20 protein-coding genes are annotated in these 22,186 nt (G+C 73.9%); 12 read left to right on the forward strand and 8 right to left on the reverse strand.

Annotated elements, in window-relative coordinates:
• Window positions 1–4: 4 nt before the first annotated feature.
• The 9 genes from BDZ31_RS07980 (at window position 5) to BDZ31_RS08020 (ending at window position 11,316) form a co-directional block, all read left to right on the forward strand.
• Window positions 5–805 (forward strand): SDR family NAD(P)-dependent oxidoreductase, encoded by an 801-nt coding sequence (locus BDZ31_RS07980; RefSeq protein ID WP_183340678.1) that lies wholly within the window; start codon window positions 5–7, stop codon window positions 803–805.
• Between the two features lie 3 nt (window positions 806–808).
• Complete coding sequence (locus BDZ31_RS07985) at window positions 809–2,344, forward strand: amidase (RefSeq protein ID WP_183340680.1); 1,536 nt, start codon at window positions 809–811, stop codon at window positions 2,342–2,344.
• A 40-nt stretch (window positions 2,345–2,384) separates the two neighbouring features.
• The gene (locus BDZ31_RS07990) at window positions 2,385–3,986 is read left to right on the forward strand and encodes an ABC transporter substrate-binding protein (RefSeq protein ID WP_183340682.1); all 1,602 of its coding nucleotides are present in this window, start codon (window positions 2,385–2,387) and stop codon (window positions 3,984–3,986) included.
• A gap of 10 nt (window positions 3,987–3,996) precedes the next feature.
• Window positions 3,997–6,162 carry a dipeptide ABC transporter ATP-binding protein gene (locus tag BDZ31_RS24840; RefSeq protein WP_183340685.1) on the forward strand — a complete coding sequence of 722 codons (2,166 nt, stop codon included), beginning with the start codon at window positions 3,997–3,999 and terminating at the stop codon, window positions 6,160–6,162.
• Window positions 6,159–7,058 carry an ABC transporter permease gene (locus BDZ31_RS08000; RefSeq protein WP_183340687.1) on the forward strand — a complete coding sequence of 300 codons (900 nt, stop codon included), beginning with the start codon at window positions 6,159–6,161 and terminating at the stop codon, window positions 7,056–7,058. Before BDZ31_RS24840 ends, BDZ31_RS08000 begins: the two co-directional genes overlap by 4 nt.
• Window positions 7,039–8,052: an ABC transporter permease gene (locus tag BDZ31_RS08005; RefSeq protein WP_183340689.1), complete on the forward strand. Its 1,014-nt coding sequence runs from the start codon at window positions 7,039–7,041 to the stop codon at window positions 8,050–8,052. The genes BDZ31_RS08000 and BDZ31_RS08005 overlap by 20 nt, the downstream gene beginning before the upstream one ends.
• A 43-nt stretch (window positions 8,053–8,095) precedes the next feature.
• Window positions 8,096–8,845, forward strand: a complete 750-nt coding sequence (locus BDZ31_RS08010) for a TetR/AcrR family transcriptional regulator (protein WP_183340691.1) — start codon at window positions 8,096–8,098, stop codon at window positions 8,843–8,845.
• 105 nt (window positions 8,846–8,950) lie between these two features.
• Complete coding sequence (locus BDZ31_RS08015; RefSeq protein WP_183340694.1) at window positions 8,951–10,483, forward strand: cytosine permease; 1,533 nt, start codon at window positions 8,951–8,953, stop codon at window positions 10,481–10,483.
• 77 nt (window positions 10,484–10,560) lie between these two features.
• Window positions 10,561–11,316, forward strand: a complete 756-nt coding sequence (locus tag BDZ31_RS08020) for an SDR family NAD(P)-dependent oxidoreductase (protein WP_183340696.1) — start codon at window positions 10,561–10,563, stop codon at window positions 11,314–11,316.
• Window positions 11,317–11,462: 146 nt separating this feature from the next.
• Here the strand turns inward: BDZ31_RS08020 and BDZ31_RS08025 are convergent, their stop codons facing one another.
• From BDZ31_RS08025 to BDZ31_RS08040, 4 genes are read right to left on the reverse strand one after another with little or no spacing between them, the layout of a single operon-like run.
• A complete protein-coding gene (locus tag BDZ31_RS08025) occupies window positions 11,463–13,970 on the reverse strand; it encodes an ABC transporter permease (protein WP_183340698.1) in 2,508 nt (835 codons plus the stop codon).
• A gap of 12 nt (window positions 13,971–13,982) precedes the next feature.
• Complete coding sequence (locus BDZ31_RS08030; RefSeq protein WP_183340700.1) at window positions 13,983–14,693, reverse strand: ABC transporter ATP-binding protein; 711 nt, start codon at window positions 14,691–14,693, stop codon at window positions 13,983–13,985.
• 6 nt (window positions 14,694–14,699) lie between these two features.
• The gene (locus tag BDZ31_RS08035) at window positions 14,700–15,473 is read right to left on the reverse strand and encodes an ATP-binding cassette domain-containing protein (RefSeq protein WP_183340702.1); all 774 of its coding nucleotides are present in this window, start codon (window positions 15,471–15,473) and stop codon (window positions 14,700–14,702) included.
• Window positions 15,474–15,477: 4 nt separating this feature from the next.
• Entirely contained in the window at window positions 15,478–16,053 is a 576-nt protein-coding gene (locus BDZ31_RS08040) for a helix-turn-helix transcriptional regulator (protein ID WP_183340704.1), read from the reverse strand.
• A gap of 167 nt (window positions 16,054–16,220) precedes the next feature.
• On the opposite strand from BDZ31_RS08040, the gene BDZ31_RS08045 reads away from it, so the two are divergent.
• The 3 genes from BDZ31_RS08045 (at window position 16,221) to BDZ31_RS08055 (ending at window position 18,287) form a co-directional block, all read left to right on the forward strand.
• A complete protein-coding gene (locus tag BDZ31_RS08045; protein ID WP_183340706.1) occupies window positions 16,221–17,261 on the forward strand; it encodes a DUF2600 family protein in 1,041 nt (346 codons plus the stop codon).
• Window positions 17,262–17,614: 353 nt separating this feature from the next.
• Complete coding sequence (locus tag BDZ31_RS08050; protein WP_183340708.1) at window positions 17,615–17,860, forward strand: hypothetical protein; 246 nt, start codon at window positions 17,615–17,617, stop codon at window positions 17,858–17,860.
• Window positions 17,861–17,906: 46 nt separating this feature from the next.
• Window positions 17,907–18,287, forward strand: a complete 381-nt coding sequence (locus tag BDZ31_RS08055) for a hypothetical protein (RefSeq protein WP_183340710.1) — start codon at window positions 17,907–17,909, stop codon at window positions 18,285–18,287.
• A gap of 229 nt (window positions 18,288–18,516) precedes the next feature.
• Here BDZ31_RS08055 and BDZ31_RS08060 read toward each other — a convergent pair whose 3' ends face one another.
• The 4 genes from BDZ31_RS08060 to BDZ31_RS08075 all read right to left on the reverse strand — a co-directional run bounded on the left by BDZ31_RS08060 (window position 18,517) and on the right by BDZ31_RS08075 (window position 22,073).
• Window positions 18,517–19,365: a hypothetical protein gene (locus BDZ31_RS08060; protein WP_183340712.1), complete on the reverse strand. Its 849-nt coding sequence runs from the start codon at window positions 19,363–19,365 to the stop codon at window positions 18,517–18,519.
• A gap of 113 nt (window positions 19,366–19,478) precedes the next feature.
• Window positions 19,479–20,294: a hypothetical protein gene (locus tag BDZ31_RS08065; protein ID WP_183340714.1), complete on the reverse strand. Its 816-nt coding sequence runs from the start codon at window positions 20,292–20,294 to the stop codon at window positions 19,479–19,481.
• Between the two features lie 82 nt (window positions 20,295–20,376).
• The gene (locus tag BDZ31_RS08070; RefSeq protein WP_183340715.1) at window positions 20,377–20,814 is read right to left on the reverse strand and encodes a CBS domain-containing protein; all 438 of its coding nucleotides are present in this window, start codon (window positions 20,812–20,814) and stop codon (window positions 20,377–20,379) included.
• A gap of 5 nt (window positions 20,815–20,819) precedes the next feature.
• Window positions 20,820–22,073, reverse strand: a complete 1,254-nt coding sequence (locus tag BDZ31_RS08075) for an SLC13 family permease (RefSeq protein ID WP_183340717.1) — start codon at window positions 22,071–22,073, stop codon at window positions 20,820–20,822.
• Window positions 22,074–22,186 lie beyond the last annotated feature (113 nt).

Below are 22,186 nucleotides of genomic sequence, written 5' to 3' on the forward strand. Positions count from 1 at the left end.
AGCGATGTCCACGCCCAATTCCCTCGACGACGAGCTGGCCGGCCGCGTCGCGGTCGTGACCGGCGCCGGCCGCGGGATCGGGGCCGTCACGGCCGCGCTGCTGGCCCGTCGCGGCGCCGCGGTCGCGCTGCTCGACCGCGACGAGCCCGGCGCCAAGCGGGTCGCCGCCGAGATCGAGCAGGCCGGCGGGCGCGCGCTGGCGATCGGCGCCGACCTGCTCGACCCGGCCGCGATCGAGGCGGCCTTCGCGCGGGTGCGAGACGAGCTCGGCGGCGTCGACGCGCTCGTGCTCAACCACACCGTCCATCCCTGCGGCTCGGTGCTGGAGACCGACGCGGGAGAGTGGGACCTGTCGCTGGAGATCAACCTGCGCGGCACCTTCCTGTGCGCGAAGGCGGCGCTGCCGTCGATGATCGAGCGCGGCGGCGGCTCGGTCGTCGGGCTCGCCTCCGACTGCGTCATCCGCAGCTGCCGCAACGCGGCCGCGTACGTCGCCTCGAAGGCCGGGATCGTCGCGCTGATGAGATCGATCGCGATCGACTACGCCGCCGACAACGTCCGCGCCAACGCGGTCACGCCCGGCGCGACCGACACGCCGGGCCTGCGCGGCGCCTTCTCGGTCGAGGGCCGCGACCTGGAGGAGAGCATCGCCCGCGCCGCCGGCCAGAGCCCGCTCGGCCGCCTCGGCGCGCCCAAGGACGTCGCGGAGATGATCGCCTTCGTCTGCAGCGACCGCGCCGCCTTCGTGACCGGCGCGGAGCTGCTCGTCGACGGCGGCATGACGATCGGCTACGCGGCGGACTGACCGATGGCGCCCGCGTTCACCGACCGCCTGCAGGCCGCCGCCGAGCGGCTCGGCTTCCCGCTGCGCGACGGCGAGGTCGACGTGATGGCCGAGGTCGCGCGGGCGCTGCTCGACGACCTCGAGCGGATCGACGCGTTGCCCGACGAGCTGCTGCCGGCGCCGGCGCCCGGCGCGCGCGACGGCGGCGCGCCGCCGCGGCCGGAGGAGAACCCGGTCCACGGCTGGGTCTGGCGCTGCCGCGTCGAGGGTGCGGCGGACGGCCCCTTGGCCGGCTGGACCGTCGGCCTCAAGGACACGATCGCGCTCGCCGGCGCGCCGCTGCTGAACGGCTCGACCGTGATGGAGGGGTTCGTCCCGACGCAGGACGCGACCGTCGTCACGCGCCTGCTCGACGCCGGCGCGACGATCGTCGGCAAGACGGCCGTCCCGGCCTTCTGCTTCGAGGGCGCCGGCCTGATCGGCCATCCCCACCCGCTGCCGGTCAACCCGTTCGACCGCGAGCGGCTCCCCGGCGCGTCGTCGAGCGGCAGCGCCGCGGTCGTCGCCGCCGGCGAGGTCGACCTCGCGCTCGGCGGCGACCAGGGCGGCTCGATCCGCATCCCGGCGTCGTGGTGCGGCTGCGTCGGCCACAAGCCGACGTTCGGGCTCGTGCCGTACACCGGCGTCTTCCCGGTCGAGGTGACGCTCGACCACGTCGGCCCGATGGCGCGGACGGTCGCCGCCTGCGCGCAGGCGCTCGACGCGCTCGCGGGCGCCGACGGGCTCGACCCGCGCCAGGCGGGGGTCGAGCCGGCCGCGCCGGCCGCCGCGCGGCTGCGCGACGGCGTCGCCGGCCTGCGCGTCGGCGTGCTCGCCGAGGGCTTCGGCTGCCCCGGCGCCGAGCCGGAGGTCGAGCGCGCCGTCCGCGACGCGATCGCGCGCCTGGAGCGCGACGGCGCGCGCGTCGAGCCGGTCTCCGTGCCGGCCCATCGCGACGGCATGGCGCTGTGGAACGCGATCTGCCTGCAGGGCGCGACGGCGATGCTCCTCGACGGCGAGGCGGTCGGCACCAACTCGCGCGGCCACCACTGGACCGAGCTGGGCGACTTCTACCGCGAGGCGCGCCGGCGGCGCGCGGCCCAGCTGCCCGACACGCTGAAGGTGACGCTGCTGGCAGGGACGCTGCTGGCCGAGCGCCGCGGCGTCCACTACTACGCCAAGGCGCAGAACCTCGGCCGGGCGCTGCGGCGCGACTACGACGCGGCGCTGGAGCGCTGCGACGTGCTGGTGATGCCGACGACGCCGATGCGGGCGCCGCGGCTGCCGGAGGGCGGAAGCCCGGGCGAGCTGCTGCTGCAGACGATCGGCCTGGAGAGCGCCGCCAACGTCGCGCCGTTCGACGTGACCGGCCATCCGGCGCTCTCGGTGCCGTGCCAGCGGGAGGGGGAGCTGCCCTGCGGCCTGATGGTCGTCGGGCGGCATGGCGACGACGCGACCGTGCTGCGCTGCGGCCAGGCGGTCGAGGACGGCCTCCGCGCCGTCGCAGGGACAACCAACTAACTGACGTACGTTCGTGACCGGACAGGAAGGCATTTCTCCCATGACTGCTCCCCGTCGCCGGCACGCCGGACTGCGCGTCCGGACCGGCGCGATCCTCCTCGCAACCGGCGCCGCCCTGACCGTCGCCGCCTGCGGCAGCAGCGGCGGCTCCGCGGGCGGCGGCGCGTCGGACCGGACGCTCGACGTCGTCTTCGCGAGCGGCATCTCGTCGATCGACCCGGCGATCGCCTGCTCGCAGCACGACTACGCGATCGTCAAGAACAGCTACGACACGCTCGTCCGCTACGGGACGCCGAGCGCCGAGGACCCGCTCGGCGAGCTGCAGCCCGGGCTGGCCGAGTCGTGGGAGGTCAGCCCCGACAGACGGACCTACACCTTCCACCTGCGCAGAGGGGTCAGATTCTCAAGCGGCAACCCGCTGACGGCCACCGACGTCGTCAAGAGCTTCGAGCGGATCCGCGACCGCCAGGGCTGCCAGGACTACGTCCTCACGCTCGGCAATCCGAAGAGCATCCAGCGGATCGAAGCGGTCGACGAGTCGACGGTCCGCTTCCGCATCGCCCGCCCCGACCCGCTCTTCCTCGGCGTCCTGGCCCAGACCGGCAACAGCCCGGTCGACTGGAGAGAGCTGGAGAGACATGGCGGCGACTCGAGAGCCGGCGACGACTGGCTGGCGCGCAACAGCGCCGGCACCGGCGCCTACGCCGTCACCTCCTACGACCCCGACAACCAGATAACGCTCGCCGCGAACAGATCGTGGTGGGGCGGGGCGCCGAGAAACGACGAGGTCGCCGTGAAGATCGTGGGCGACACGACGACGCTCGAGACGCTCGTCCGCTCCGGCGAGAGCGACATGGCGTGGGGCGTCCCGTTCCGTGACCTCTCCTCGATGGAGCAGCAGGGCTTCCAGCTGCTGGAGAACCCGAGCCAGTTCTACATCTACCTCGGGCTGAACACGGCGAAGGCGCCGCTCGACGACACGCGCGTGCGCCAGGCGCTGGCGGCGGCGCTGCCGCGCGAGGAGATCGCCGAGCGCTTCGGCTACGGCCACGTCGAGCTGTTCGACGGCCCGCTGCCGCCGGCGATGCCGCATTCGCCGAGGCTGTCGCCGCCCGCGCCGGACGTCGCGAGGGCGAAGGCGCTGCTGGCAGAGGCCGGCGTCGGCGACTTCGGCGTCGAGCTCGCCGTCAAGAGCGGCGAGAGCGTGCAGGCCGAGATCGCGACGGTGCTGCAGGCGGCGTGGGCGCCGCTCGGCGTCGACGTCCGGATCGAGAAGCTCGGGCCGTCGGCCTTCACCGACAGAGTCAGCAACTTCAAGGCGCAGGCCTACCTGATCAGCGACGGCGCGCCGCTCAGCGACCCGGCCTACTTCCTCGGCTTCCTCGTCAAGTGCGGCAACGCCTTCAACTGGACGAAGTACTGCAACAGAGAGGTCGACGGGCTGCTCGCCAAGGGCCGCTTCGACTTCGACCCCGGCAACCGCGACCGCGTCTACGCGCAGCTGTCGGATCTCGTCGTCGACGACGCGGCGGTCGTGCCGATCTTCGCGCCCAACAACGTCGTCGTCGCGCGCAGAGCGGTCACCGGCTACCAGCCGACCGGCGACCAGCAGCCGCTCTTCTCCACGATCAGCGCCGGCTGAGGGCGAGACGATGACGAGCGAGCAACCGGAGCGCAGGGACGGCGACGAGGCGGCGCCCGCCGTCGGGCGGACGCTCCTGAGCGTCGACGACCTGCGCGTCGAGTTCGGTTCGCCGCAGCGGCCGATCCACGCGGTGCGCGGCGTCAGCTTCGACGTGCGCGCCGGCGAGGTCGTCGCGCTCGTCGGCGAGTCCGGCTCGGGCAAGACCGTGAGCGCGCTGGCGCTGCTCGGCCTGCTGCCGAGAGGGGCGCGCACGACGATGGCGAGCGGGACGCTCGAGGGGATCGACCTCACCGGCGTCGGCGACGACGAGCTGCGCCACCTGCGCGGCGCGACCGCGGGGATGATCTTCCAGGACCCGCTGTCGAGCCTCAACCCGGTCAAGCGGGTCGGCGACCAGATCGTCGAGGCGATCGCGCTGCACGAGAAGGGCGCCGGCAGGAAGGCGGCGCGGGCGCGGGCGCTCGAGCTGCTGGAGCAGGTCGGGATCCCCGACGCGGGCCGGCGGATCGACGAGTACCCGCACCAGTTCAGCGGCGGCATGCGCCAGCGGGCGATGATCGCGATGGCGCTCGCCGCCGCGCCGACGCTGCTGATCGCCGACGAGCCGACGACCGCGCTCGACGTGACCGTCCAGGCGCAGATCCTCGAGCTGATCCAGCGGCTCCAGCGCGACCTCGAGATGGGCGTGCTGCTGATCACCCACGACCTCGGCGTCGTCAGCCGCGTCGCCGACCGCGTGATCGTCATGTACGCGGGGCGGATCGTCGAGGCCGGCGCGACCGAGGAGGTGCTGCGCCAGCCGCGCCACCACTACACGGCCGGCCTGCTGCGCTCGCTGCCCCGGCTCGACCTGCCGCGCGGCGGCGCGCCGGTACCGATCAGCGGCTCGGCGCCGCAGCCGGAGGACGTCGTCCCCGGGTGCGCCTTCGCGCCGCGCTGCCCGAGCGCCGTCGAGCGCTGCGCGGAGCGGCCGCCGCTGGAGCCGAGCGGCGAGCGCTGGCTGGCCTGCTGGGAGCCCGCGACCGGCACGGCGCTCGACGCCGTCGCCGGCGGCGAGGCGGACGCGGCCGGCGCGGCGGTGGTCCCCGCCGCGCCGGCGCCCGCCGCCGCCTCCGCGCCGCCGGCGCTCGCGGTCGAGCGGCTGCAGGTGATCTACGGCGGCGGCCGCAGAGGCCTGCGGCGGCGGCCGAGCGCCGGCGTGCGCGCCGTCGACGGCGTCGACCTCTCGATCGCGCCGGGCACGACGCTCGGCCTCGTCGGCGAGTCCGGCTGCGGCAAGACGACGCTCGGCTCGGCGATCCTGCAGCTCGTGCGGCCGACGGCCGGCACCGTCGCGGTCGGCGGCGAGCAGCTGGTCGGCCGCGGCGACAAGCAGCTGCGGCCGCTGCGCCGCCGCTTCCAGATCGTCTTCCAGGACCCGGCGGCCAGCCTCACGCCGCGCCACCGGATCGAGCGGGTGCTGTCGGAGCCGCTCGAGCTCCACGGCCTCGTGAGATCGGAGGCCGAGCGGCGGGCGCGCGTGATCGAGCTGCTCGAGCTGGTCGGCCTCGGCGAGCGCTTCGCCGACCGCCTCCCGCACGAGCTCAGCGGCGGGCAGCGGCAGCGCGTCGGCATCGCCCGCGCGCTCGCAGTCGAGCCGGAGCTGATCGTGCTCGACGAGTCGGTCAGCGCGCTCGACGTCTCGGTCCAGGCGCAGGTGCTGGCGCTGCTGGAGCGGCTGCAGGACGAGCTCGGGCTCGCCTACCTGTTCATCTCCCACGACCTCGCGGTCATCCGCCACATCGCCGACGAGGTCGCCGTGATGTACCTCGGCCGGATCGTCGAGCGCGGGCCCTCCGAGCAGATCTACCGCGCGCCGCGCCATCCCTACACCGCGGCGCTGCTGTCGGCGGTGCCGGTGCCCGACGTCGAGCGCGAGCGGGAGCGCGAGCGGATCGTGCTGCTGGGCGATCCGCCCAGCCCGGCGAGCCCGCCGGGCGGCTGCGCCTTCCACACGCGCTGCTGGCTGCGCGAGCGGCTCGGCAACCCCGAGCGCTGCGTCGCCGAGCGGCCGGAGCTGGCGCACCTCGGCGGCGAGGCGGACCACCGCGCCGCCTGCCACTTCAGCGACGAGCAGGCGGCGCACCTGCCGCGAACCGACGCGGTGACCGCGCGAGAGGGGAGGGCCGCATGAGCGGCGTCACGATCGATCCGCGCGCCGCGGCGCGCGCGCGGGGGCGGCGCGGCGGCCGCGCCCGCGCCTGGTGGAGAGCCGCCGGCGACGCGGGGCTGCGCAAGGTGCTGATCGGCCTCGCGCTGTTCGTCGCCGTCGCGCTGCTCGGACCGCTGCTGTGGGGCAGGGACCCCGACCAGGTGCAGCTGAGAGCGGCGCTGCTGGCGCCCGACCTGTCGCACCCGTTCGGGACCGACGAGTACGGGCGCGACGTGCTCGCGCGCTTCCTCTCGGGCGCCCGCGTCTCGCTGCTGCTGGGCGTCTCCGCGGTGCTCGGCGCGGCCGTCGTCGGCCTCGTGCTCGGCGCCGTCAGCGGCTTCTACGGCGGCTTCCTCGACGGGCTGCTCAACCGCTTCCTCGACGGCCTGCTCGCCTTCCCCGCGCTCGTGATGGGCATGTCGCTCGCGCTCGCGATGGGGCCGGGCGCGCTGCCGGCCGGCCTCGCCGTCGCGATCACCGGCGTGCCGTGGTACGCACGCGTCGTCCGCAGCGAGGTGCTGTCGCTGAAGTCGCGCGACTTCGTCGCGGCGCAGCGGGCGCTCGGCGCCTCGCGCCGGCACATCCTCACGCGGCACATCGTGCCGTCGGTGCTCGGCGGCGTCAGCGTGCAGGCTTCGCTCGGCGTCGCCTACGCGGTGCTGGCGATCGCCGGGCTCGGCTTCCTCGGCCTCGGCGTGCAGCCCCCGACCGCCGAGTGGGGGTCGATGATCACCGAGGGGCGCAGCTACCTGACCTCCGGCCAATGGTGGATCTCGATCATCCCCGGCTTCGGGATCCTCATCCTCGTATCCCTCAGTGTGGCTCTCGGCGAGGGCCTCCGCGACCACCTGGATCCGTATGGCAAAGCTCGTTATTAGCCGTCTGCTGGCGGCGCTCTCGGTCCTCTTCTTCGCGTCGCTGATCGCCTTCGTGCTGCTGCGGGTGTCGCCCGGCGACCCCGCGCGGCAGGTGCTCGGCCCGCAGGCGAGCGCGCAGGCGGTCGCCGAGCTGCGCTCGGAGATGGGCCTCGACCAGTCGCTGCCGCAGCAGTACGTCACCTACGTCTCCGACCTCGTCCGGGGCGACCTCGGCACCTCGTGGCGGACGCGCGTGCCGGTCGCCGAGGAGCTGTCCAACCGCATCCCGGCGACGATCGAGCTGGCGGTCACCGCGATGCTGCTGTCGATCGCGCTCGCGATCCCGATCGGCGTGCTGTCGGCCGGGCGGCGACGATCGATCGACCGCATCTCGCGCGCCGGCGCGATCATCGGGCTCGGGACGCCGCCGTTCTGGCTGGGGCTCGTGCTGATCCTCGTCTTCTTCACGTGGCTGGGGATCGCGCCGGCGCCGTTCGGCCGCCTCGACGAGGGGCTCGCCCCGCCGAGCGAGGTGACCGGCTTCCTGCTGGTCGACTCGCTGCTGGCCGGCGACTTCGCCGTCTTCTCCAACGCGCTCGCGCACCTGGCGCTGCCGGCGATCACGCTCGCGCTGCCGCTCGCCGCCTACCTGTCGCGGATCGTCCGGCGCAGCACGATCGACGTCTACCGGCTCGACTACATCCGCACGGCGCGCGCGAAGGGCGCCGGCGAGCGGCGGGTGCTGTTCCGGCACGCGCTGCCGAACGCGCTGCTGCCCGTCCTGACGCTCTCGACGCTCTACTTCGGCGAGCTGCTCGCCGGCTCGCTGCTGGTCGAGGCGGTCTTCAACTGGCCGGGGATCGGCGGCTGGGTCGCCCAGTCGATCGTCGCGCAGGACTTCGCGCCGGTGCAGGCGGTGATCCTGATGGGCGCGCTCGTCTACACGACGCTCAGCGCGATGACCGACGTGCTCTACGGCGTCGCCGACCCGCGGATCCGGACGGCGCGCACGTGACGGTGCGTCGCGCCGTCCGCGCCTCGACTAACGTACGTTCGCCATGTCCGCCGACGCCCTCATCGAGGAGACGACCGAGCAGCGCATCCGCCGGGTCGCGACGCAGATGTTCTACGAGCGCGGCTACCACGGCACGTCGATGCGCGACATCGCCGCGGGCGCGGGGATCAAGGCCGGCAGCATGTACAACCACTACGCCGGCAAGCAGGAGATCCTCTTCCGCATCTGCCACGACACGGCGCGCGACCTGCAGGTCGGGGCGGCGCGCCGGCTGGAGGGGGTCGACGAGCCGGCCGAGCAGCTGGAGCGGTTCGTCCACTGGCACGTCCAGTTCCACGCGCGCAACCGCTTCGCCGCGCGCGTCGCCGACGACCAGCTGGAGGCGCTGACGCCGGAGCACCGCGCCGCCGTCGTGGAGGCGCGCGACCGCCACGAGGCGCTGCTGAAGGAGATCCTCGAGCGGGGCGAGCGCGACGCCGGCTGGACGGTCGAGAACCGCTCGGTGATCTCGTTCGCGATCGGCACGATGTGCACCGAGGTCGACTCCTGGTACCGCGAGGACGGCCCGTTGACGCCCGAGCAGATCGGCGACGTCTACGCGCAGTTCATCCTGCGCGGGCTGCGCGCCGTGCCGGGCGAGGCCCCGGCGCCGCGCAGAGCGCGTCCGGCGAGGGCGAGAGCGGTCCGCAGAGCCGCGGGCAGGGCCGCGAGGGCCGCCCGCGACGGCGCGCCCGGCCGTGCGGCGAGAAGCAGCCGCGCCGCCGCGAGACGCGGCCGCAGAAGCGGCGCCTGATCCGCGGCCGGCGCGGCGGCGATCGCTGTCGCGCCGCCGCCGTTGACGCATGACGGCACAGTCATTACTGTGCTGAACGATCGTTAGTTAGTTGGGAGGTTCGCAGTGAGAGGGCGTGACGATGCCGCCGCGAGCGCTGGCGCGATCGAGCAGATCGGCGTCGAGCCGATCCCGGTGGAGCAGCAGACGGCGACCGCCGGAGCGTTCTTCCGCATCGCGCTCGGCGCCGTCATGACGACGACGACGATCGTGCTCGGGACGATCCCGATCGCGCTGGGCCTGAGCTTCCGCGCCGCGGCCGCGGCGGTCGTCGCCGGGGTCGTGCTCGGGTCGCTGCTGGTGATGCCGCTCGCGCTGCTCGGGCCGCGCACGCGCACCAACAACGCGGTCAGCTCCGGCGCGCAGCTCGGCGTCACCGGCCGCGTCGTCGGCTCGTTCCTGTCGCTCCTGATCGCGATCAGCTTCTTCACCGTCTCGGTCTGGGTCGGCGGCGACGCGCTGGTCGCGGGCGTCGCGCACGTGGCGCCCGGTCTCGGCGGCGACGGGGCCTCGGCCGCGGCCTACGCGCTGGTCGCGGCGGTGATCTTCGTCATCTGCATCGTCGGCTACCGCTGGCTGCTGGCCGCCAACACGCTGATCGCGCCGATGATCGTCGTCCTGCTGCTGCTCGGCCTCGTCGCCTTCGGCGGCCGGCTCGACCTGTCCGCGCCGGCCGACCCGTCCGGCTACGCGCTCGGCGGCTTCTGGGCGACGTGGACCGCGGCGCTGCTGATCGTGATGGCCAACCCGGTCTCCTACGGCCCGTTCCTCGGCGACTGGTCGCGCTACGTGCCGGCGTCGACGCCGGCGCGGAGGCTGATGGGGGCGGTGCTCGCGGCGCAGCTGCTGTCGATCCTGCCGTTCCTGTTCGGCGCGGCGACCGCGACGCTCGTCGTCGACGCGGGCGACTACATCAGCGGCCTCGTCGCGACCGCGCCCGGCTGGTACGTCGCCGCGCTGGTCGCCGTCGCCGTGTCGGGCGGGATCGCCGGCGGCGTCGCGTCGCTGTACGGCACCGGGCTCGACTTCTCGTCGGTCGTGCCGGCGCTCGACCGCGTGCGCGCGACGGCGGCGATCGGCCTCGTCTCGATCGCGCTCGTCTTCGTCGGCCGCTTCGCGATCAGCATGGTCGACACGGTCAACGCCTTCATGACGCTGATCCTCGTCTTCTCCGCGCCGTGGGCCGCCGTGATGCTGATCGGCCTCTTCACGCGCCGCGGCCACGTGCTCGTCGACGACCTGCAGGTCTTCAACCGCGGCGAGCGCGGCGGCGCGTACTGGTTCGCGAACGGCTGGAACCCGCGCGGCGTCGGCGCGTGGGCGACCGGCAGCGTCGCGGGCCTGCTGCTCGCCAACACGACGCTCGTCGCGGGGCCGCTGCACGGCGTCGCCGGCGGGGTCGACGTCAGCTTCTTCGCGGCGCTGCTGGTCGGCGGCGCCGTCTACCTCGCGCTGCTGTTCGCCTTCCCGGAGCCGTCCTACGTCTTCGGGCCGCGCGGGCCGCGGCTGGTCCCGGCGCGCGACGCCAGGCCCGCTCCGATCGTGCCCGTCGGCGGTCCCGGCGCGACCGCGCCCGAGCCGCTGCGGCAGCCGGCATGAGCGGCGCGACGGCACGCCGTGCCGGGCAGACGGATCCGGTCGCCGCTGGCGAGCGAGGTCGCCTCGCGGGGCGGACGGTGCCGGTCGCCGCTGGCGAGCGCGGGCGCCTCGAAGGGCGGACGGTGCTCGTCACGGGCGCGGCGCAGGGGATCGGCGAACGGGTCGCGCGGACGCTGCGCGGCGAGGGCGCGCGGCTCGTGCTCGCCGACGTCCAGGCGGCGAAGGTGCGTGCCGTCGCCGCCGAGCTCGACGCGGTCGGGCTGACGGTCGACCTCGCCGAGGAGGCGCTCGTCGCCGCGATGGCGCGCGAGGCGGTCGCCGCGACCGGCGGGATCGACGCGCTCGTCAACGTCGCCGGCATCGACGCCCCGTTCCGCGCGCCGTCGGAGGTCGACGCCGCGCACTGGGACCGGCTGATCGACGTGAACCTGACGGGGACGTGGCGCTGCATCGCGGCGCTGCTGCCGCACCTGCGCGAGCGCGGCGGCGGCCGGATCGTCAACATCGCGTCGATCTGCGGCCTCGTGCCGACGCCGGGCGTCTCGGTCGCCTACTGCGCGTCGAAGGCCGGCGTGGTCGGCCTGACGCTCGCGCTCGCGACCGAGCTGGAGCGCGACGGCATCCTCGTCAACGCGATCGCCCCCGGCAGCACCGGCGACACCGGCGAGCCGATCCCCGCCCGCGAGCGCGCCGAGTACCGCGCCCGGCAGCCGCTCGGCTTCGGCGGCGCCCAGCCGATCGCCGACGCGGTCCTCCACCTGCTCGCGAGCAGCGGCGACTGGCTGAGCGGGACCGTGATGAACGTCAGCGGCGGCTACTGGCGCGGCCGCTGAGCGGCGCCGCCACGACGATCGGGGGCGCGCCGCTCGGCGAGCAGATCGGCCTGCTGCCCTCGACCGCCGGGAGGCGGCGGCGCCGGAGGCGAACCGCGCCGCGTCCGACCTCGACTGACCCTGCCGCCGGTTCCGCGCGGTCGCGTTCAGCTTGCTGGCGCGGCGGGGCGGTGGGTGGCGAGGCGGCCGGGAAGGGCGATCGCGAGGAGCGCGGTGGTGAGGACCGTTGCGACGATCGTGGCGGTTGTGGCGGCGGCGGGCGAGTAGTGGGTTGGGAAGCCGGTGATGGTCTCGAGGGCGCGGGTGAGGAGCTGCTGGCCAAGGAGGCCGGCGGTGGCGCCGGCGAGGCAGCCGCTGCTGAGGAGGACGGTGGCCTCGAGGAGGAGCGCGCGCCACAGTTGGGCTGGGGTGAGGCCGTCGAGTTGGAGGCGGTGGAGGGAGGGGCGGCGTTGCCAGATGACGCCGGTCATGGCGGCGGTCATGCTGAGGATCGCGGCGGCGATGACGAGGGTGCTGATCTGGGTGAGGCGGACGAGGCCCTGTCTGGTCGCGGTGTGGTGGCGATCGATGCGTTGCTGGCGGGTCTCGATCTGAGCGGGGAGCTGGTCGCCCAATCGGGCGCGGAGGATCGTGGCGACCGCGGTGGGGTCGGCGTGCGGAGACAGGTGCAGTTGGAGGGCGCTGGGGGTCGGGTCGTGCCAGGCGCGGGCGTAGTCGTCGGCGTTGATGACGATCGCTCCGGAGGGCCAGCCGAGGTTGTTGGAGATCCCGACGACGCGCAGCCGCAGCGGCCGCGGCGTGGGCAGGGTGACCTTGTCGTTGAGATCGGCGTGGAGCTCGTCGGCGACGGCTTGGGAGAGGATGGCGGCGCCGCCGGCGCGGAGTGCGGCGGTCGCTTGGTCGTGGTCGCCGTGGAGCAGCTGACCTGGTGGAGCCGGTGAGGGAGCGTCGGCGGGTGGGGCTTGGACCCAGGTGCGCCGGTCGCCGATGTCGAGCCAGCTGCCGCGGTAGATGCCGACCTTGGCGACGCCGGGCGTGCGGCGGACCGTGGCGAGGTCGGCACGGCTGATGTTGAGCGGGGTGATCGCGAAGGCGCTCGTGTCGCCGCGCATCGTGATCCAGATGTCGGCGTTGTCGTCGACGGCGCGGGCGGAACCGTCGAGGCCGCGCGTGAGATCGCCGCGGGCGCCGCCGATCGCAACGAGGGCGAAGACGGCGATCGCGCCCGTCGCGGTCAACGCGAGCGTGACCGGGTTGGTGCCGGCGCTGCGCAGCGACCAGGCGGCGAAGGTCGCAGAGCCCGAGCGGGTGTGCTCGGCGGCGGCCGCGAACGCGCGAGCCGCGACGGTGAGGAGGGCGGGGAGGAGGAGCAGGAGTCCGCCGGTCAGCGCGATCAGGCCGGCCAGCGCCCAGCTCGGACGCGCGCTCGTGATCGTGATCGCGGCCGCGACGGAGGCCGCGCCGGTGGTCGTCGCGGTTCTGAGCGGGCCGCGCGCTGGTCGGGTGGGGGTGGGCTGACGGTTGCGGAGGAGGTCGAGCGCGGGGAGCAGGACGGCGGCGCAGGCGACGACGATCCCGCCGGCGGCCGCGATCGCGATCGCGCTCGCGGGGACGGTTCGGCCGGCTCCGATCGGGAAGCCGGTGGCGAGGTATCCGGGCGGCGCATCGAAGAGGCCGCGCGCGAGCTGGTCGCCGAGCAGCAGCCCGAGCCCGGTGCCGGCGACGCCGAGCACGAGCGCGTCGACGAGCACGATCGCGACGATCGAGCGGCGCTGGAACCCTTCGCGCCGCAGCATCGTGACGAGCGCGCGCCGCTGGTTCGCGGTCAGCAGGACCGCGCAGGCGGCGAAGAGGCCGCCGACGACCGCGGCGAGTACGGCGAACATCGTCGTCGACTGCGCGGTCGGGTATGCGGCGACGTCGAACACGGTCGCGTCCGCGTCGGCGTCGCGGACGTTCGCGTCGGTGCCGGCGAGCTGTTGCAGCTGGTGACGCACTTGGTCGTCGCGGCCTGGGGCCGGGAGCACGTAGATGCGCGAGACCCGGTCGGTCATGCCGGTGGCCTGCTGGGCGGCGGCCAGCGGCATGATCGCGATCGGGCTGTCGGCGAGCGTGCCGATCTCGGCGGGCCGCAGCGCGGCGCCGAGCGGCAGCCGGCTGATCCCGGCCCCGGTCTCGATCGTCACAGGGGAGAAGACGCCGAGCTGGAGCCGGTCGGCGAGCGGCGCCGGCAGCGCGAGCGCGCGCAGGCTGGCGAGCTCCTTCGGCGCGAAGCGCTTCACCAGCGTTCCGCCCATCTCCGTGAAGCTCGGATCGCCGCCGACGAGCAGCACCGAGGCGCGGCCGGCGGGACCGGCGACGTTGGCGCGCTGCTCGATGATCGCCGCGGCCGCGCGCACGCCGTCGACACGACGGACGTCGTGGAGGAGCTGCTCGCTCATTCCGGCAGGCCCGCGGGCGATCAGCTGCAGGCGCGCCTCGCCGACGATGCCGTCGGTCAGCGCCCGCACCGTGCTCGACAGGCTGGCGTTGGCGACAAGCGCGGCGAAGACGAGCGCGACCCCGGCGGCGATCCCGACGAGCGCGAGCAGCTCGCCGACGATCCGAGACCGCAGCCGGATGCGGTAGAAGGCCAGCAGCGCCGAGCCGGTCACGCCCGTCGCTCCTCAGCTGCCGCTCGCGCTCGGCGCGCGCGCCGAGCCGGTGTCGAAGGCGTGGAGGGCGCCGTCGCGCAGGGTGTGTGCCGTGTCGGCGTAGTCGGCGGCGAGCGGGTCATGGGTGACGAGGACCATCGCGACCTGTTGCTCGTCGCAGAGCTCGCGCAGCAGCTGCAGGACCTCGCGGCTGCGGCCGGCGTCGAGCGCGCCGGTCGGCTCGTCGGCGAGGACCAGCCGGGGCGCGGTCGCGAGCGCGCGTGCGATCGCGACCCGCTGGCGCTCGCCGCCGGACAGCTGCTCGGGGCGATGCCTGAGCCGCTTGTCGAGCCCGAGGCGCTCCAAGAGCGGCCGAACGGCGGCGCGGGCCTCGCGCGGCCGGCGGCCGCGACCGTAGAGCTTGGTCGCGGCCTGCTCGAGCGCGCTGACGCCAGGCATCAGATCGGGCGTCTGGGTGATGTAGCCGATCTCGCGCAGCCGGTAGTCCGCCGCGTCGGCGGCATCGAGGGCGGTGATGTCGCGGCCGGCGACGAGCACCTCGCCGTAGTCGGGCGCGAGCAGGCCGGCGATGATCTGCAGCAGGCTCGTCTTGCCCGATCCGCTCGGTCCGTGCACCGCGGCCAGCTCTCCGCGCGAGACGCTGAGCGAGATCCCGTCGAGCGCACGAATCGTGCCGCCGTCTCCGTCGGGGTAGTGCTTGACGACGTCGACGAGCGTCAGCATCTGGCGTCAGCCGCTGCGGTGCGTGCGGAGCTCGACGACCGTCGCCTGGGGGTCCTCGGGCCGGTCGGCGACCGCGCGCAGGAGCCGGCCGCGGTTGAGGAGGTAGCTCTCGTGCAGGTGCGGGCTCAGGCCGCCGGCCTCGTTGGCGGCGACGAGCACCACGCACTGCTCCTCCTCGGCGACTGAGCGCATCAGGCCGCCCACGAGCTCGCGGTGCCAGGTGTCGAGCGTGGCGACCGGATCGTCGACGACCATCACCTGCGGTCTGCGCGCGATCGCGTGCGCGAAGGCGACGAGCGTGCGCTCGGCGTCAGAGAGTTCGGCCCACGTCATGTCGCCAACGTCTGGAACGCCGGCCCGCTCGAGCGCCGCGGCGGCGAGCGCGTCGGTCTCGCGTCTGGATCGCCCCTTGGCGAGCGCGAGGCCAACGTAGGCGCGCATCGGCAGCGGCGGGATCTCCGGCGCCATGCGGTTCACGGTGACGATTCGGCGACGCAGCTCCGCCGGGTCGCGGCGCGGCCGGCCGAAGCGGCGGGTTCGCTGGCCGATCGTCGCGACGTCGACCCCGTCGAGCAGCACCCGGCCGCTGTCGGGCGGCTCGATGCCGGCGGCAATGCTCAGCAGCGTCGACTTGCCGGCGCCGCGGTCGCCGAACACCGCGGCGAGCGTCCCAGGTCTCAGCGCCATCGACACGTCGCGAAGCGTGCGCAGTTGCCGCGTGCCGCGCTGGTGGGACTTCGCGACGGTCTGCAGCTCCAGCAGCGGGCGCACGTGCGTCACCCTCTCATCCTTTTGGGGCGTTGTCGAGCAGCAGCTGCTCGAGGTCGACGGTCGCTCTGCCCAACCATTTGATCTGCAGCAGCAGCACGTCGTTGAGCAGCTGCTCGGCGAGCAGGTCGGCCACCTCTCGGGCGGTCGGCCGCTGGTTGCGCAGCGGTCGCGTGCGCTGCTCGCGGCGGCGCTGCTGCGCGGCCTGTGCCGCTGCGAGTCGCGCGTGCAGGTCGTTCAGCGCGGCCTCTGCGACGTTGAGCAGCGAAGGCAGGTCCTCGGGCCGGGCGAACCGCATCCGCGTCGTCAGCTCGGTCCCTGCCTCCAGGTCGGGCAGCGGCGAGCGCATCCAGCTTGCGTGCCGTCGGGCGCCGGCGTCGGTGACCGCGTAGACGACCTGCGCGGTCCTGCCACCAGAGCCGGCGCGGACGTCTATCTCCTCGACGAGCCCGGTCTGCTCCATGCGCCCGATGACCTTGTACGCCGAGATCGCGTCCCCACCGAGGCGCTCTCTCACGCGCTTGTTCACCTCATAGCAGTGGCTCGGGCCCTCCAGCAGCGCCGCCAACACGACGTTCTGTGGTGATGCCACCCCCGATCCCGCTCCCCAGGTCCGACCGCACGACGACAGTAGACGTCACCGTACATCAAGGAGGGGGCCACATGCCACCAGTAACCGGAGTTGGTGTTGTCGGGTGCTCGGCGTCGAACCGGCGGGGGAGCGGGCGTGCGCGGACAGGGCTGTCGCGCGCGCAGTGGGTGGCGCTCGCGGCCGCGGTCGGCCGCGAGCTCACGTGGGCGCTGCCGCTGACCGCGCGCACGATGCGCCAGTGGCGTGCACGGGCCGAGGCGATTCCCAGCGACGAGTTGCGCGCCGATGCGCTGCACTCGCTCGACCACAAGCGCGGCTACGCCGATGGTGCGGCGCTGTTCGGGATCCTCACGCGTCGCCACCGCGGGCTGCTGGCCGTGCTGACGAGCTGGGAGACGATCGTCGACTACCTCGACAACGTCTCGGAGCGCTGGCCGACCCACGAGAACGGCCGACGGCTTCACATCGCGCTCGTCGACGCGCTCGACCTCACCCGACTGCCCGCCGGCGACTACTACCGCCACCAGCCCTGGCGCGACGACGGCGGCTACCTCGAAGCGCTCGTCGCCAACTGCCGGCAAGCGTGCCGGCAGCTGCCCTCCTACGGAATGCTGCGACCACACCTCGTGCGCAGCGCGGCGCGCAGACGTGTGCTCGGCCTCAACCACGAGCCCGACCCGGTCCGCCGCGACGCCGGCTTGCGCGCCTGGGCAGCCGACGAGTTCCCGCACGCTCCGCTGCCGTGGTGGGAGCTGACCGGCGCCGCCAGCGCGACCCTGCACACGCACGCGCTGCTGGCGCTCGCTGCCGATCCGAACACGGACTCGGCCGAGATCGCGGCCGTCGACACCGCCTACCTCTACATCGACCTCTGCACGACGCTGCTGGACTCGCTCGTCGACTGGCACGACGACCGCGAGAACGGCGCCCACTGCTACCTCGACCACTACGACGATCCGACCGCCGCGGTTGCCCGCACGCGCGAGAGCGCGGCGCTGGCGGTCCGACACGCCGCGGCGCTCCCGCGCGGCGAGCGCCACAGCGTGATCGTCGCGTGCATGATCGGCCTCTACCTCTCCGCGCCCGCATGCGACACGCCGCAGCTGCGGCCCGCCACCGAGGCGATCGCGGCCGCCGCGGGGCCGTTGGCGCGGCTGCTGATCCCCGTCCTGCGCGCCTGGCGCGCGGCATATCACCAGCGCGAATAGCGCGCAATGCCTCCCGGGGCAGTAGTGCCCCGGGAGGCATTTCCGCCGCGGCCGAGCGGCTCTATGGTCCTCATCGCGTCGAGCCGAGCCGCCTCTTCGCGGGCAGGCGATTCGCCATCGGCCAACGATCCGCGGTCCTCCCCCGAACCGCCGATCGCGACGCACGACGAACGGGAGATCTCCCCCTTGCCCCGTTCGCGGTGCGGCGCGCCCTCGCTGGGATGGACGCGAGGGTGCGCCGCACGCCCCCTTCAACCGCGTCAACGACCATGCTGCCGAATTCGACATCAGTCTCCGCGCCGATCCTGCCACTGCGACCCGCCGCACCCCCGGCCACGCCGCGGCGCGAGTGCATGCTCGAGCTAGAGGCCGTCTACCAGCTGCTCAGTCAGGTCAAGGCGGCCGCGGCGCTCGCTGGGCGGCCCGAGCATCCGACCACGCTCGCAACGGTTCCGCCCCAGGCGTGGACCGCGGCGACGCTCGACCTGATGGCCGCCGGCGAGTCGCTGCGCGACCTGCTCCATGCGATCGACCCCGACCGCGCCGACGACCTGGTCCGTGCGGCGATCGGGCTTGCGGCCGCTGCGACCCAGCGCTGATGCCGAGCCCCATGACCGCCAGGAGCCCGCGGTGACGGGCCCGCGCATGCCAGGCCGGCGCGGAGGGCTGGCATCGCCGGCCGACGCGACCACCCGCCTCGCCGAGCGGACCTACCGCCGCACCCGCACGCCGCCCTTCGGCCTGCCCTATTCGGCGCTGCTGAAGCTCGCGCGTCGCGCCCGCGGCCTCCCTGCATCCGACGCCGTCGCCCGCGCGCTCGCGGCCCATTTCGACGCGATCGGGTTCCCCGCGACCCACGTGCACGCCGCGCTTCAGCGCCCCGCCGTGCGCACCGCGCTCGCGCAGACCGGCGCCGCGACCGTCCCGCTTCGGCTCGGTGATCTCACCGCGGTCACCCTCACCGTCCACCTGACCCGCCACGTCGTGCGGCGCGACCGCCTAGCCGTCCAGGTCACACGCCGCTGAAGCTGTCGCGCCGGCCGTCCGCCGACCGCACCCCGGGATCCGGCGGGCACGAGCCAAGGCGCGGCAGACGCCGCCCCCGATCGGGTGGCGGCCGCCGCGCCCCTGGACGTCGCCCCATCCCCCTTGCGGCGGCGTCCGGGGTGCGGCCTGCATGGACCCGGCCGAGGACGGCAACGACCTGCCTGGCCGACTCACACCCGCTGCTTGCCAGCTTCTAGTGCCGGCACCACTAGCGCCCGGCGCCGCCTGGCAGCTCGGCGAGGTCGACGGCATCGGCGGGAGCGGTCAGCTCGACCGGCTCGTTCCAGTCGCTGAAGGCGACCTCGCCGGGTCTCGCGGCGCTGCCGACGAGCTTGAGCGGGAGCGGCTCGCCGGTCGTCGCGACGAACAGCGTCGCGTTGCTGCCGCTGACGCCGACCGCCTCGCGGCCGTCGACCGTCTCGACGGCGCCGACGCGCAGCGGGCCATCGCCGGGGTGGGTCGCCGCTCTCAGCAGCCGCTCCATCTCGGCGAGCTGCCCGACCAGCTCGAATCTCGGATCGTCGGCCGGCACACGCAGCCATCTGCCGCCCAGCCTCGCCGCCGACGTCCGGTCGACGACCTGCGCGAAGAACTCCTCGCCGCCGCGCAGGTGGATCGCGCCGTCGACGACGACGAGCTCGAAGTCGATGCCCTCGCGCGACATGCGGCCGGTCGCGCCTCTCCCTCTGAGGAGGCGCAGCTCCATCGCGACCTCCCCGAGGTCGCCGTCAACGCGGACGGAGTCGGCGGCGCGCGCGGCCCCGCGGGCGGCGTCGAGGATCCGCTCGGCGCTCTGGCCGGCGATCCCGTGGTCGCCGTCCGGCGCCGGCGGGGTCGTCTGCCCGCCGGTCGTCGGCGTCGTGGTCGGCGCCGCCGCGCCGCTCCCGCCGGCGGTCGTTCCGCTGCCGCCATCGTCGCCGCCGCAGCCGGCGGCGGCGAGCGCGATCGCGACGGCGGCCGCCGCGGCGCCGCGGTGCGCCCGCCGGGCGCCGAGCGGCCGCTGTCGCCCGCCGCCGGGCATCGCGGGCGTCTCGGTCTGCTGCTCGATCGGTGACATGGGCCTCCTCGCGGCCGGAGGGTTGCTCGGGATCAGGGCGCCGTCAGCATGGCGCGTCCGCACTGATACCCGCCGGCCGCCGAGCGTGCACGCGCCCGAGGGGGAGGGGAGGGCTAACGGCGCGAGCCCTGCAGCTCGGCGACGTCGATCGCGTCGGCGGGGGCGGTCAGCTCGACCGGCTCGTTCCAGCCGCTGAAGGTGACTCGGCCCGGTCTCGTTCTGTCGCCGACCAGCGCGACCGGCAGCGGCTCGCCCTCGGTCGCGACGTAGAGCGTGCCTCTGTCGGCGGTGATGCCGATCGCCTGCTGGCCGTCGACCTCCTCGACCTCGCCCTTGGTCAGCCTGTCGGCGTCGGGATCGAGCGCCTGTCCCAGCAGCTCCTCCATGTCGGCGATCTCGGCGATGCTGCCGAAGTCGTCGTCGTCCTTCGGGACCTGGAGCCACTTGCCGCTCAGCAGGGCGGCGGCCGCTCTGCCGGCGATCTGCTCGTAGAAGGCGTCGCTGCCCTTGAGGAAGACCTCGTCGCCGACGACGATCAGCTCGAACTCCATGCCGCCCTGGGCCATCGTGCCGGTGGCGCCCTCGCCTCTGACCACGCTCAGGTCCAGTCTGAGGTCCTCCATCTCGCCGCTGACGCGCACGGCGGTCGCCGCTCTGGCGGCCTCCTGCGCCGAGGCGAGGATCTCGTCGGCGCTCTGCTCCTCGACGCCGTTGCCCGCAGCGGTCGCCGGCTCGGTCGCGGCCGTCTGCGCCGCCGTCGCGCCGCCGCCGGCGGCGGTCGTCGCGCCGCCCTCGTCGTCGCCCCCGCAGCCGGCCGCGGCGAGCGCGAGCGCGACGGCGCCGACGCCGAGCGCCGCGCGTCCGCGCGCGAGCAGGCGACGCGGCGGGAGGGCGTCGGACGGGTCGGGCAGCAGGTCGGTCGGGGCCATGGAACTCCTCGGCGGCGGATCGGGGGTGAGACGGGAGCGCCGCACTGTAGCGCGGCCTGCGGCGCGCCACCCGTGCCGCCGCTCAGGGCATCCGCGCGGAGACGATGTCGAAGAAGGTTCTGCGCGTGACGACGCCTATGACGCGGCGCTCGGCGTCGACGACCGGGACGATCAGGACGCGGTGGTGGAGGAAGGTCTCGGCCAGCTCGGCGTCGGAGAAGCCTTCGGTGACGGCGATCGGCTCGCGGTTGGTGTAGTCGCCGACCGGCTTGTCCAGGCAGCCGGAGCGGCGCTCGATCGCGACGTCGAGCGAGTGCGGAACGAACCCGGCGTATCTCAGTTCCTTGATGTAGCCGGGGAAGATCGCCTCGATGAACTCGCGCTCGCCGAAGATGCCGTACAGGCTGCCGCGCGCGTCCTCGACCGGAAGCGCGGGGACGTCGACCTCCTGCAGCGTCTCGACCGCCTCGCGCAGCGGGCGGTCGGAGCGGAGCGTGGGGACGTGGCTGAGGATGCCCATGGTGCTCAGGTGTAGCGCAAGAGGAGGTAGATCGTCGCCAGCACCGTGGAGAAGACGGTCACGGGGACGCCGATCTTGAGGAACTGCACGAAGCCGATCGGCTGGCCGGCGCGCGAAGCCATGCCGGCGGCGGCGACGTTCGCGGCGGCCGAGATGATCGTCAGGTTGCCGCCGAAGCAGGCGCCGAGCGACAGCGCCCACCAGTAGGCGTTGTCGCCGGAGTCGCCGGCGATCGAGTCGACGACGGGGATCATCGTCGCCGTCAGCGGGATGTTGTCGACGATGCCGCCGATGATCGACGAGGACCACGTGATCGCGAGCAGCTCGGCGGTGCGGTCGCCGTCGGTGATCGAGACGATCGCGCCCGTCAGCTCGTCGATCGCGCCGGTGTGCTCGAGCGCGCCGACCATCACGAACAGGCCGACGAAGAAGAACAGCGTCGGCCACTCGATCCCGCCGAGCGTCTCCTGCAGCGACTGGCGGCTGAAGGCGAGCATCGCGGTCGCGCCGCAGAGCGCCACCGTCGCCGGCTCCAGATTGAGCGGCTTGTGGACGAAGAAGGCGACGATCGTGAGGATCAGCAGCGGAGCGAGCCGCTTCAGCTCTCTCGGGTCCTCGATCGAGCGGGACGCGTCGAGCTCGAGCACCTTGTCGCGCATCTCGGGCGCGATGCGGATCCGTCGCCGGAAGGCGAGGTACAGGAGGCAGACGACGACCGCGGTCGAGAAGTAGGCGATCGGCGCCACGTTGATGATGAAGTCCATGAACGAGAGGCCGGTCGCGCTCGCGATCATGATGTTCGGCGGGTCGCCGATCAGCGTCGCGGCGCCGCCGATGTTGCACGCCATCACCTCGATCAGGATCAGCGGGATCGGGTCGATGTCGAACGCGTCCGCCAGCAGGAACGTGATCGGGACCATCAGCAGGATGGTCGTGAGGTTGTCGAGGAAAGCCGACAGGATCGCGGTCGGCACGGCGAGCGCGACGACCAGCAGGAACGGCCGTCCTCTCGACAGCTGCCCGGCGCGGATCGCGATGAAGGTGTAGAGGCCGGTCGCCTCGGTCAGCCGGACGATGATCATCATCCCGGCGAGCAGGCCGAGCGTGTCGAAGTGGATCGCCTCGAGGGCGAGCTCCTGATCGATCGTCTGCGTGAGGAGCAGCAGCGCCGCGCCCACGAGCGCGATCTTGGTGCGGTCGAAGCGCTCGGAGACGATCAGCGCGAGCGCGCCGGCGAAGATGCATATTGAGAGGGCCACGGCCCCACAAGACGGTACGTGCGGAAAGGCACGCAGAACATGGGGGACGCCGTGCATCCCGAATGGGGTCCAGCATGTAGTTAGTTCGACGTTCAGGTCAGCTGCGTCACACT

Source organism: Conexibacter arvalis, from assembly GCF_014199525.1.
Lineage (GTDB): Bacteria > Actinomycetota > Thermoleophilia > Solirubrobacterales > Solirubrobacteraceae > Conexibacter > Conexibacter arvalis.